The following is a 12,717-nucleotide window of genomic DNA, read 5'->3' as shown; positions in this document are numbered from 1 at the left end:
ACTGATCAAGATTATTTAATTTACACTTTTATTCGGATTTTAAACAACATAAGATTCGTTATTACGTACATTTAATTATACAAAGTCCCCATTTATATTGATTTCCTAGATTTATATCCGGAAATTTTGAAAAAAAGCATAGTTATCTAGAAATCAGTTCATTCCACCGTGTAGCCTGGTGGAATTTTCAAAGGGGAGATGTCTAGAGAGCAATGTTTATACGCCTTGTGGAGGTGCTCCTATGAATAATAAAGGAAAAACAAAAATCGAAACCTTAAAAAGAAAAAGCAGAAGAAAGCACTTAATAAACGAATTAAGCTATATGACACTTCCAGAACCCCCTTTTTTGGAGGTCGAAGAGAATCAATTTTTTTGTCAGAAGGTATTTACTTTCCTGCAATCGAGAGAACATAAAAGTCAAATACATGGAGACAACGATCTAGAGCATATTGAAAAGTCTACACAAATGTTAAATGAAATGGTCGGGAGGATAAAAGAGACTCCTAAACAAGGGAGATTGCTTTTTTTCCGAGATCATGAAATTGAAGCGCTTTTAGTGAATGTGGATGAAGTGTTTCATCATTTAAATCAACTTCTTGAGCAAACCAAGTTTTTAAGTGGATACGGAGATTTCATTTTAATAGCAGAGGATTTTCATTTTGGATTATGCATAGAGCGTACAGAATATTTTTATGAGTTTAGTATTTGGGGCTGTGAGATTAAAAGTGGGATGTAGAGACGAAGAGATAAGGTTTTCTTGATAGTCAGGGTTTCTCAATGGTGTCAGGTTGACATCGTTTTTAGTTTGTTTTATTCTTTCTCACTCTATCAGTCATCTGAAAAGGTACATTTGGTTGATAAAAACAGACTCTTTGATCTATATTTATTCATTTTTTATTTGATTTTTAAGAAAAATGTTGCTTTTGTTTAAAAAATTACTTACTATAGTGATATTAACATGTTAAAAGCGGTTTCATGAAACGATGAAAAGCTAAAAATAGAATAATGCGTACATTCAATAAGGCGTGTTACTGTTCGGCAGGCAAGACCTAGATTGGATGGGATATCTGTATTTGTATATTCCCACCCAATCCAGGTCTTTTTTTGTTGCCTGAGCTCCTATAATTAAAAATGAAAGCGGTGACTTTGATGAACCATAAAGACTTAGCTCAAGACATTCTAAAGCATATTGGTGGAAGTGAAAATGTTCAAAATGCGATCCACTGTATGACGAGATTAAGGCTGACATTAAAAGACTCTTCACGTGCAAACTCTGAAGAAATTAGTCGTCTTGATGGCGTTATTCAAGTAGCGGATACAGCAGGTCAGTATCAAATTATTATTGGAAATGATGTAGGTTATGTCTATAAAGAATTTGCAAAGCTTATTGATCACAACCCAGAAGCAAGCGGGCAAATTGTCCAGAATAAAGATCATAGCTTCAAAGGATACTTCAATCGTTTTGCCAATTTAATCACTGGCATTTTTGCACCAATTATCCCTGCAATTGCCGGTGCTGGTATGTTGAAGGCTTTGTTGATTTTGTTGCCGATGCTGAATTTGATGAAAGAAGATAGCCAGACCTATTTGGTGTTGAAAATCATTTCAGATGCGGCGTTCTTCTTCTTGCCGATTTTGTTAGCCTATACAAGCTCGCAAAAATTTGGCACAAACCCTATGGTATCCATGGCTTTGGCTGGGGTTTTATTACATCCTAACTTAACAGCTTTGTTTAGCAGTGGCGATCCAGTTGCTTTTGCTGGAATACCCTTGAAAGCTGTATCTTATGGCGCATCGGTTATTCCAATTATATTGATTGTTTGGCTTATGTCCTATGTTGAAAGGCTTGCGGATAAATTATCACCGGGACCCGTCAAAATTTTTATGGTTCCTTTAATCACAATGATCATTGTCGCGCCGATTGGTTTACTGTTTCTAGGGCCGCTCGGTATGTATCTGGGCGCAGGGTTAGCAGCGGGAGTGCTATGGATACAACAAACTGCGGGATGGGCGGCTGTTGCAATTTTAGCTGTTTTCTTACCTTTTATCGTGATGTTTGGCATGCAGAAGGTGTTCTATCCAGTTGTTATCGCTTCCCTTGCTTCGCCTGGATATGATGCGCTCATTGGAGTAGCCATGTTAGCGGCGAATTTTGCACAAGGTGGAGGTGCTTTGGCAGTTTCATTTAAAACAAAAGATCCTAAGTTAAAACAAATTGCGATGTCCGGAGGAATTTCTGCTTTATTTGGCATCACAGAACCTGCATTATACGGTGTCCATTTAAAGCTTAAGAAAACATTACTTGCATGTATGATTGGAGCAGGGGTTTCAGGTATATTTGTTGGATTAATTAAACTGAAAGCGTTTGTCATGGTTTCACCTGGAATTGCCACTATGCCGATTTTCATTGAAAAAGGGACTTCAAACTTTACGTTTGCCATTATTGGTGCAGTCATTTCAGCGGTAGTCGCATTTATTGCTGTTTACATCATTGGCTTTAAAGATGCAGAAAATGAAGTCGTCCAGAAGAGCAATGAGCCTATCTCTACAACAGAAAACACAAGAAATCGTGAGGTCATTTATGCACCGATCAAAGGAGCTGTCATCCCATTAGCGAAAGTAAATGATAAAGTATTTTCTGAAGAAGTGATGGGTAAGGGGGCAGCGATCCAACCTAGCGATGGAAAAGTAGTAGCTCCATTTGATGGGCAAGTAGAAATGATTTTCCATACAAATCATGCGATTGGTCTAAAGTCAGACTTAGGTGTTGAAGTTCTTATTCATATTGGGATTGATACCGTTAACTTAAATGGACAACATTTTACTTCACATGTTCAAAAAGGTGATACAGTAAAGCAAGGCCAGCTTTTAATTGAATTTGATGATCAGAGTATACAAAAGGCTGGTTATGACACAACAACACCAGTGATCATTACAAATTCGGCTGATTATTTAGAAATTTTAACCCAAGAGGGAAAAACCAATCCTTCTGGTCATCAGCAGCCACTTTTAACTGTCTTATAAATAGATTTTGAATGTAACCAGGAAGGTGATATGGTATGGAAATTATAAAAGTGCTGAATACCAGTGTGGTTCTCGCTAAACGAGATGATGGAAAGGAAATCATCGTAATGGGGAAGGCGATCGGGTTTAAAAATAAGCCTGGCAGTCTTATTCAAGAGGAAGATATACAAAAGATTTATGTGCTAGAAGATCAAAGCACGTCAAATGATTTAGCTGAGCTCATGAGAGAGACTCCAGAGGAATTTTTAATCATAACGGATGAGATTATTTCCTATGCGAAGCATCGATTATCCACACACTTAAATGAGCATCTTTATATTTCTCTAACAGATCACCTTTTTATGGCTACAAAGCGCTTTAAGGAACATCTCACGATACAAAATCGCCTGCTTTGGGAAGTGAAGAAATTTTACCCCGAGGAATTTAGCATTGGTATGCACGCACTCGATCTAATAAAAAAACAACTAGGTATTCAATTACCGGAAGAAGAAGCAGCGAATATTGCTTTTCATCTAGTAAATGCGCAGCAGACAGAAGACAATTTGAATCAAATCGTGATGATGACCAATATGGTCAAAGATATTCTAAACATCATTAAAATGCATTATAAGATCGATATTCCAACAGATACGATTAATTACTCCAGGTTTTTAACACATTTACAGTTCTTTGTTCAGCGGTTGCTGGAGAACAAAATGCTTGAAACAGATGACCATGATTTAATCGATCAAATCATGAGGAAATACCCTGAAGAAGTGAAATGTGTGGAGAAAATCGAGAAATATATTAAAACAAATGTGGATTACACCATATCCAATGACGAAAAAATGTATTTAATTATTCATGTCAATCGAGTGGTTTTAAGAAATAATGGATCGTCTTAAGGGAGGAAGAGAGATGTCTAATCAAGTTAGAAAGTTTCCAGAAGGTTTTTTATGGGGTGGCGCTATTGCGGCTAATCAAGCAGAAGGTGCATGGAATGTAGACGGAAAAGGGCTATCGACTGCTGATGTGGCGATTTTTAAAAAAGGCCTCAGCAAGTCTGACTATAAAAAGCACAATAAAGTGGATGAAGAACAAATTCAACAAGCGATGCGTGCAGATACCGCTGAAGGTTATCCGAAACGAAGAGGTGTCGATTTTTATCATCGTTATCCAGAAGACATGGCGCTCTTCAAAGAGATGGGATTAAAGACGTTGCGTGTCTCGATTGCCTGGACACGTATTTTTCCAAAGGGAGATGAAGAAGAGCCGAATGAAGCGGGATTATTGTTTTACGACCGCTTATTCGATGAAATGAAGAAACATGATATTGAACCACTCGTTACGCTATCTCATTATGAAATGCCGCTATACTTAGTCAATCAATATGGTGGATGGTCTCACCGCATTGTTGTTGATTTCTTTGTGAAATTTAGTCGAGTGGTATTTGATCGATACAAAGATAAAGTCAAGTATTGGCTGACTTTCAATGAAATTGATAGCATTGTTCGCCATCCGTTTACAAGTGGAGGAATCGTGTCAGAGCGTTTTGATAATGTAGAGCAGGCTGTTTATCAAGCGCTACATCATCAATTTGTTGCAAGTGCTCTGGCAGTGAAGTATTGCCATGAAATGATCCCGGGTTCAAAAATTGGCTGTATGCTGACGAAATTAACAACGTATCCTTATTCTTGTAATCCAAAAGATGTTTTAAAGGCATCGAAGAACAATCAATTTAATATGTTCTTCACAGATGTACAGGTGCGCGGGGAGTATCCACGTTTTATCCATCGACTGTTCAAAGAAAAAAACATTCACATTGAGAAACAGCTAGGAGATGACGAGTTATTAAAGGTTCATACCGTCGATTTTATTTCTTTTAGTTATTACAATTCACTTGTTGCTACTGAAAACAGTGAAGGGATGGAAACGGTCAGCGGAAATACGATAGGTGGCGTAAAGAATCCTTATTTAGAAGTGAGTGAGTGGGGATGGCAGATCGATCCTATTGGTATTCGTATTTCTTTAAATGACCTATACGACCGCTATCAATTACCGCTATTTATTGTTGAAAACGGATTAGGAGCAAACGATCAGGTGGAGCAGGATGGAACGATCAATGATGATTATCGTATTAGTTATCATGAACAGCATTTCCAGCAGATGTTAGAAGCGATTGAGGATGGAGTCGAATTGATGGGGTACACGAGCTGGGGGATTCTTGATTTAATCAGCTATTCATCGTCAGAAATGGAAAAACGTTATGGGTTTATCCATGTTGATCAAGATAACGATGGAAATGGAACATTAAATCGCACACCTAAGAAAAGTTTTTACTGGTACCAGAATGTGATTCGTCAAAATGGACTGGAAATGAACGAATAGATGTGTCAGAAATCTTTTAAGGAGTGGTGTATACCCACTCCTATTTTTTATTGATGAATGTTTCAGCTCGTAAAAGAAAAGATATGCATATGGATATGCATTTCCCTCAAATTTAAGCAATTCACTATCATTACCTTTCACATTCATATAAAATAAGAGCTAGTGAAAATTTGAAGAGATGCTTGATAAATGAAGGGCATGTTAGCTGTATGAAATGATGAGATGTTTCAAGTACGTGAAGGTTGCAAAGCTGTTTCTCCTCACGCATGAATCTTGTAAGCGTAACCATTATTTGTCACTTCATTGCAATGTGTTGAGGGGTGTGTCAGCATGAGGAATCCGTATTTGAGAACGGCTTCTAGTCTTTATATCAATTATTTTTTATTAGGTATGGTCAATATTATTTTGGCTTCTAATATGCCATTTTTGATCAAACAATTAGATACAAATAGTGCGGGGATAAGTTATATGATATCTGCACTCGGTATTGGCAGGGTGCTCACGTATGGTCTATCGGGCGTACTGTCAGATCGTTTTGGACGAAAGCCGGTCATTTTGGTTTCCGGGGTGCTGATGGCGGTGTTCCTCATTGGAATCCCATTGTCTCCGAATTATCAAATCGCGTTTGCGTTTGCGATTTTGGCAGGGGTGGCGAATTCGGCGATGGATGCAGGGACGTATCCGGCTTTAATGGAAGCTTTTCCTCAAAACTCGGGATCTGCAAATGTGATGGTGAAGGCGTTTATTTCGATTGGGGCGACCATTCTGCCGCTCGCTATTTTCTTTTTAGCAGAGCATGATCTGTTTTATGGATTTGCGTTTTTTGTACCTGCTTTTATCTATTTAGTGAATGTGATGATGCTGTGGACATTGCCATTTCCGAATCATCGCAAGGTGGAGCAAGTTCAGGTGACGGAGCATGATGAACTTCCACGCTTCTCATCAGAGCCTACGTTTTGGAGAGAAGGGGTCGCACTGATTGTGATCAGTTTTACATCAAATGGTCTGTACGCCTTGCCGCAAATTTGGCTGCCTACGTACGGTGAGGAAATTTTGGGGATGGCTTCTGGCAGTGCTGTGAAGCTGCTTAGTTACTATAGCATGGGCGGTTTGCTGTCTGTCTTATTGCTCGCATTTCTTTTGCGCCGTATTGTTCGTCCGGTCACCGTGCTGCTACTCTATCCGATTATTACATTAGCCTCTATCTGTGTGCTATTGGTCGTGAAGTCTCCAGTCATCGGGACCGTCAATGCATTTGTATTGGGCTTTTCAACAGCGGGTGTCTTTCAGCTGACGTTAACCGTAATGGCTGAGTTCTTCTGGAAAAACAAAGGGACGATGACAGGAATTATCTCAACAGCAGGCGGAGTGTCCGCCATTGTGATTCCGGTCGTCACTGGTTTGATCGAAACCCACTCGACGATTTTGCAAATCTTTATATTTGATGCGGGTGTGGCTGTTGTGGCGATCCTTGGCGCGGTGTATATCCTTTATCGATATCGCCGTGTGATGATACACGAATAAAAAAGACGACTTCCAAAGCGGAGGTCGTCTTTTTTCTGTGTTTCGTTTAGAAACGGTCATTTTCAAATAGAATTTGTTTCACTTGTTCAACAGGCATATCCTCGCCAGTAAACAGTTTGTACGCAAGGGCACCTTGCCATAGCATCATGCCAAGACCGTTAATCGTTTTGGCACCAGCTTCTTGTGCTTGAGCAAGAAGTTTTGTTTTTTGCGGGTTGTAGACGACATCTGTCACGATTAAGTCTTTGCGTAATACATCAAGGGTATCGTCAATAATGCTAAGCTCATCTAATGGTTTCATGCCAAGGCTTGTCCCGTTTGCTAAGATCGCACTTTCAGCTACTTCACGACGGAAAGCGTCTTTGTCTTCAAGTGGGAAGATATTCGCTTTGACACCGAATGATTTCATTTCGTTGTTGATGTAATTTACATTTTCCTCTGCTTGAACAAAGTATTGATCATTACGAGCAAAAATACTAATTTCACGAATACCTGATTGTGCAAGCTGAATGGCAATCGGAGTTGCAGCGCCGCCAGATCCAACGAGTGTAACCTTTTGTCCAGCTAATTCAACGCCATGTTCAATTAAGTTTCTTACGTAACCAAGACCATCTGTGTTGTAGCCAACCAGCTTGCCATCTTTGTTTACAACTGTGTTGCTTGCTCGAGTATGTCTTGCAGAATCATCTAGTTCATCTAAGTAATCAAGTACTTTCATTTTGTTCGGCATGGATACGTTAAATCCAGCTGCACCCATTGCTTTCATCCCGTTTACTGCTGCTTCTAGTTCATCATTTCCTACCTCAAAAGCAAGGTAAGCATAGTTGATTCCTGTTAGTGTATAGCCAAGGTTGTGCATCCGTGGTGACAGGCTGTGCCCGATTGGTGTTGCAAGAAGACCGACTAATTTTGTTTTTCCATCAATATTACGTTCGTGTATGTTTGTCATGATTGACATCTCCTTTAATTATCTAAACAATTTTTTCATGCGTCGTAAAACAAAGACTGCTAACAATACGCTGATGACCGCAATGATCATATCGAAGAATAAAGTCATTTTAATATCGTACGTGCTAACGAGTCCGCTTGTAATCAGCGGAACAAGGATAAACGCTGAACTTGCCGCAATGTTGACATATGATGAAGCCGTTGCTTTGTTTGTAGGGAATAATTTCATCATAATACTCATCGCCAACTGGAAAATGCCGGCTGTAAATAATCCTAAGAAAAAGGTACTAACAATGACAATGCCGTACGTTTCAATTTGAAATAGTGAAAGCATGGCAAGGAATGCCCCGATTGGGTAAATAATAGCGACCATAATTGGTGAAATGAATTTATCTAATACGATTGAAAGCAATAGAACAGATACGAGTGCACCAATACTAAAATAAGAAAGAAGCTGCGTCGCTTGTCCTGAGCCAAGCCCAATCAATTTCAACCCGAGCTGTGGAAGCCAAGTTTGCCATACAACAAATAATGCAGTAGACGTGAATCCCATAAGTACAACAGCTAGACCTTCACCAAACATTTTCGGTTCTTCCTTCATTTGCTCTTGAACGGGAAGATCGTTTTGAGAAGCCGTTTGTTTATGATCTGGGAACGGCATAAAGATCAAGTAAATGCCTACAAGTAAATAAAGAAGTCCTAGACCAAAGAATGCCCAGCCCCAGAAGATGTCATGTGCAATAAGGAATGCCAAGATAAATGGAAGAACAGTCGCACCAATTGATACAGACGCCTTCACTAATACAGAAGCTGAACTTGCTTTTTTAGGAAATGACTCTGTCAAAGCAGGATATGTTCCTGAATCAAGCAATGAGTTTGCAATCCCTGCGGAAATGGCAAAAATGAAAGCCAATGTATAATTGGTCGTTGTTGGAATCCCAATTAAGAATAATAAGTAAAGAAAGTTACCTGTAATAATGACAGGTTTTCGCCCCCAGCTGTCTGCAAGCCGGCCAGAGAAAAAGAGAGCAATTAATTTACCGATCCCGATTGCTGATACAAGCAAGCTGATTTTTGGAATATCTACATGGTAGCGTTCAGATAAGCTTTCCATGTTTGATGCCACAATAATATTGATCATGCCTAGCATGAAGTAGTTTAAATACATGCCAAGTGATGATTTAATGTATGGATTTTTCATGTTCCCACTCCTATATTTGAAACCCTGTTCGGGCCAAATTCTTGTTACCCTTTGTTATTTCCTTAAACGTAAATAATATTAAGTCCATCACAACACCCCTTGTGTGATTGATGAAAAAATAATGAATATTCATCTGTTCTTCAAATAAGTACATCGTTCTACTAAATAATTAAAAATAATAACAGTTATCATAAGTTGATGGACTTCCTCGATTTGATCAGAATCAAAAGATCCATCTTTAACTGTAGTTGATATCATAAATAACGATATGTTCACAAAAGGTATAACGATATACTAAAAGAAGCAACGAGATAAATATACTCCTGTGTATAAAATGTGTCAAGTTTATGACTTTGCGATTTAAAAAAAGAAAAATGTAATAAAGAAATAGTTGACTTGCTCAATAAAAAAAGGAGAATCGCTTTGCAATTCTCCTTTCAGCGTGTAGACAAACCCTCGCATTCTTTGTCAGTCCTGCGCTCCGGTGCTCACGAATGTCAAATTCGCTCTGCTCCGGTGCTCGTCCTTCCTAGACTGCAAAGGTTTTCTATCACGCTGAAAAGAAGACAAAGGGCTAAAATAAAGTTCATTTTAGCCCTTTGTCAACAATCTGAAAGGAGAATCGCTTTGCAATTCTCCTTTTCATGATCATGTCGAGGTTTCTCGAATATGAAGTTGAGGCTTTAATATCAATCGCTGCAGTTCTTCATCCTGCTCGTTCATTTTATGATACAAAAGGTTGGCTGCTTTGACTCCAATGGATCGTGGAAATGATGAGACTGTGGTGAGCGGCGGGTGATACATCTCCGCTTCAGGGATGTTATCGAACCCAACTACATCAATGTCTTCACCAGGCTTGATGTCACGCGCTGCCAATTCTTGAATCACCCCAAACGCCACTAAATCACTGAAGCAAAAAATAGCAGTAGGTGGTTCGGGAAGGTCAATCACTTGGGCAAGGGCTTCTTTCCCGCCTTCACGGGTAGGCACCATATCGATAATAAGAGATTCATCTATCGTTAAGTCTTCATCATCATGGGCTCTTTTGAACCCTTTCATCCGTTCAATCCAAGTTGAGGAGGATTTGATTCCACCTAAGAAGGCGATGCGGCGATGTCCTTTTTGAAGAAGATGACGGACCGCCATCCAAGTGCCTTGTTCATAATCAACACCGACATAATCACAATGGACATCTGCTAATTCACGATTTGCCAATACTTTTGGTGTGCGAATGTTGTTTAATTGTTTCACCGTTCGTGTCGAACTTTTCGATGCTGGATTTAAGATAATTCCACCCACTCGGTGCTCTACCATTGTGGAGATGAGCCGCTCCTGCTTATCTACACTATCAAAGGTTGTCCCAAGTAAAACGGTATAGCCAAGTGATTCAAGTGTGGTTTGCACACCGATTAAAAATTCAGAAATAAAGGTGTTTGAAATATCCGTGACGATCACACCTACAATATTTGAACTTTTCGACCGCATGTTAGCAGCGACGCGATCGTACACGTATCCCAAATCCTCCATGGATTGCAGCACTTTTTTCCGGGTGGCTTCAGAGATCCTAGGGTTGTTGCGAACAACGAGTGAGGCCGTTGAAGTCGATACACCGGCATGCCGAGCGACTTCTTGTAATGTCACACGCTGTTTGTTCATTTTTTTCATTTGTCTTCACCAACTTCATTGGATTGCCTAACTATGGTTCATCATCAAGATGGATGTCTCCACCAAACTAGCCGAACATTCTTTGTTTCATTATACCTTAATCAAGGGGTGTTGATGAAGTGATGTCATATCGGCTTCAGATAAGGAGGAAACAACATCTTAAAAGATTACCATTGACAGCTTTCTTTTAGAGGCGTAAAATATAAAATTATTCAGAAATAGCAACATTTAAAGTAAATATCGAAGGCTATGATTGCTGTGGGTCACACTATGGCAGGAGCAGCTTCTGGAGAGACCGCATGTATGTGCGGCGCCGAAGGGTTCACAATCTCAGGCAAAAGGACAGAAGAGTACGAAATATTGTATTTGTGATGCATAGATCATACTGTGTATTGCTTTTCTCTATTTTGCTATTCTTTTATGACCGTGAGATTGGAGCGCATCCAATCTCTTTTTTTATGGACTTTTTGAGAGTTCATTATTTCAGTATAGGATCGTGTCGTAGGAGGGTGTTGAAATTGGCACAACAAGAGTTAAAGCGAGATTTATCAAACCGTCATGTTCAATTAATTGCCATTGGCGGAACGATTGGAACTGGGCTGTTTTTAGGGTCTGGAAAGGCTATTCAATTGGCAGGACCATCGATCATTTTTGCGTACTTAATTGTCGGAATGGCCATCTTTTTTGTCATGAGGGCACTTGGAGAATTGCTCTTATCTAAGGCGGGCTATCAGTCTTTAACGGATATAGCAGAGGATTATCTTGGACCATGGGCTTCCTTTGTGACAGGATGGACGTATTGGTTTTGCTGGATTATGACAGCGATGGCGGATGTTATTGCGGTCGGGGTGTATGTGCAGTACTGGTTTGATATTCCGCAGTGGATTCCTGCTATTATTTGTTTATTGATTTTGCTAGGATTTAATTTATTAACGGTGAAGCTTTTTGGAGAAATGGAATTTTGGTTTGCACTGATTAAAGTGATTACGATATTACTGTTGATTGGCGTTGGAATTGTCCTGTTAATCATTGGTTTTCAAACAGATGCAGGGCCCGTGACGGTAACGAATCTGTGGTCACACGGAGGATTATTTCCAAATGGTGTGACAGGCTTCTTATTGTCATTCCAGATGGTGATTTTTGCGTATGTGGGCGTGGAACTTGTCGGTGTGTCAGCAGCAGAAACAGCGAATCCGCAAAAAAATATCCCGTCTGCAATTAATAAAATTCCATTAAGAATTCTATTTTTCTATGTAGGTGCGATTTTTGTATTACTATGCATCAACCCATGGACAGAACTCAGTGCATCAGAAAGTCCTTTTGTGAAAACCTTTGGGCTCATTGGGATACCAGTAGCGGCGGGACTCATCAACTTTGTCGTCCTGACATCTGCGGCGTCTGCTTGTAATAGCGGTATGTTCTCAACGAGCCGAATTTTGTATAATCTCAGTCATCAAAAACAAGGACCGGCATCTTTTGGCCGACTAAATAAGCATGCTGTTCCAAGTAATGCCCTGTTTGTTTCGACAATTGTGGTGTCAGTAGGGGCTCTTTTAAGCAAGCTGATTCCTGAACAAGCCTTTGGTATTGTGACAACGATCAGTGCCATTTGTTTCATTTGGGTATGGAGTATTATTTTAATATGCCATCTGAAATATAAGAAGACACGTCCTGAACTGCATAAGGCGTCTACCTTTAAAGCGCCATTTACACCTTTTGTGAATATAGCGGTTCTTGTGCTCTTTGCTTCCATTCTTGTCATCATGCTTTTCGCTGATGCAACACGGCCAGCCCTGTTATTGACACCCGTATGGTTTGGGTTCCTATTTTTGATTTATGCACGAAAGAAACGCCGTGCTGTTTAATGAAAAAGCCGTAATAGGCTTTTTTTTGAATCCTTTTTTCTTATGAATCGTAATAATCTTAGAAATATTTAGGGGGAGGAGGATAAGATTGGGTATAATATTATTTGGTGTTATTTTTATACT

The 12,717-nt window shown here is 39.6% G+C and carries 9 protein-coding genes and 1 riboswitch; of the genes, 6 read left to right on the top strand and 3 right to left on the bottom strand.

The window, feature by feature from the left end; translation table 11 throughout:
* Positions 1 to 241: 241 nt before the first annotated feature.
* The 5 genes from V7L95_RS06820 to V7L95_RS06800 all read left to right on the top strand — a co-directional run bounded on the left by V7L95_RS06820 (position 242) and on the right by V7L95_RS06800 (position 6,915).
* Complete coding sequence (locus V7L95_RS06820) at positions 242 to 736, top strand: hypothetical protein (protein ID WP_017359943.1); 495 nt, start codon at positions 242 to 244, stop codon at positions 734 to 736.
* A gap of 413 nt (positions 737 to 1,149) precedes the next feature.
* Positions 1,150 to 3,024 carry a beta-glucoside-specific PTS transporter subunit IIABC gene (locus V7L95_RS06815; RefSeq protein WP_017359942.1) on the top strand — a complete coding sequence of 625 codons (1,875 nt, stop codon included), beginning with the start codon at positions 1,150 to 1,152 and terminating at the stop codon, positions 3,022 to 3,024.
* Between the two features lie 35 nt (positions 3,025 to 3,059).
* Positions 3,060 to 3,908: a PRD domain-containing protein gene (locus V7L95_RS06810; protein ID WP_017359941.1), complete on the top strand. Its 849-nt coding sequence runs from the start codon at positions 3,060 to 3,062 to the stop codon at positions 3,906 to 3,908.
* A gap of 13 nt (positions 3,909 to 3,921) precedes the next feature.
* A complete protein-coding gene (gene ascB / locus V7L95_RS06805) occupies positions 3,922 to 5,391 on the top strand; it encodes a 6-phospho-beta-glucosidase (protein ID WP_017359940.1) in 1,470 nt (489 codons plus the stop codon).
* A gap of 330 nt (positions 5,392 to 5,721) precedes the next feature.
* Entirely contained in the window at positions 5,722 to 6,915 is a 1,194-nt protein-coding gene (locus tag V7L95_RS06800; RefSeq protein ID WP_076821457.1) for an MFS transporter, read from the top strand.
* A gap of 46 nt (positions 6,916 to 6,961) precedes the next feature.
* On the opposite strand, the gene V7L95_RS06795 is transcribed toward V7L95_RS06800, so the two are convergent.
* The 3 genes from V7L95_RS06795 to V7L95_RS06785 all read right to left on the bottom strand — a co-directional run bounded on the left by V7L95_RS06795 (position 6,962) and on the right by V7L95_RS06785 (position 10,729).
* Positions 6,962 to 7,864 (bottom strand): shikimate 5-dehydrogenase, encoded by a 903-nt coding sequence (locus V7L95_RS06795; RefSeq protein WP_017368407.1) that lies wholly within the window; start codon positions 7,862 to 7,864, stop codon positions 6,962 to 6,964.
* Between the two features lie 18 nt (positions 7,865 to 7,882).
* Positions 7,883 to 9,064: an MFS transporter gene (locus V7L95_RS06790; RefSeq protein ID WP_017359938.1), complete on the bottom strand. Its 1,182-nt coding sequence runs from the start codon at positions 9,062 to 9,064 to the stop codon at positions 7,883 to 7,885.
* A gap of 648 nt (positions 9,065 to 9,712) precedes the next feature.
* Positions 9,713 to 10,729 carry a LacI family DNA-binding transcriptional regulator gene (locus tag V7L95_RS06785; RefSeq protein WP_125589233.1) on the bottom strand — a complete coding sequence of 339 codons (1,017 nt, stop codon included), beginning with the start codon at positions 10,727 to 10,729 and terminating at the stop codon, positions 9,713 to 9,715.
* A 276-nt stretch (positions 10,730 to 11,005) separates the two neighbouring features.
* Positions 11,006 to 11,085: riboswitch (glycine riboswitch) on the top strand.
* Positions 11,086 to 11,247: 162 nt separating this feature from the next.
* On the opposite strand from V7L95_RS06785, the gene V7L95_RS06780 reads away from it, so the two are divergent.
* Positions 11,248 to 12,594: an amino acid permease gene (locus tag V7L95_RS06780; protein WP_326114769.1), complete on the top strand. Its 1,347-nt coding sequence runs from the start codon at positions 11,248 to 11,250 to the stop codon at positions 12,592 to 12,594.
* Positions 12,595 to 12,717: the final 123 nt, after the last annotated feature.

The organism is Bacillus sp. PPSBB_11 (assembly GCF_038023285.1).
Classification (GTDB): domain Bacteria; phylum Bacillota; class Bacilli; order Bacillales; family Bacillaceae; genus Bacillus; species Bacillus altitudinis.
This window is presented reverse-complemented; position numbering and strand designations above follow the sequence as displayed.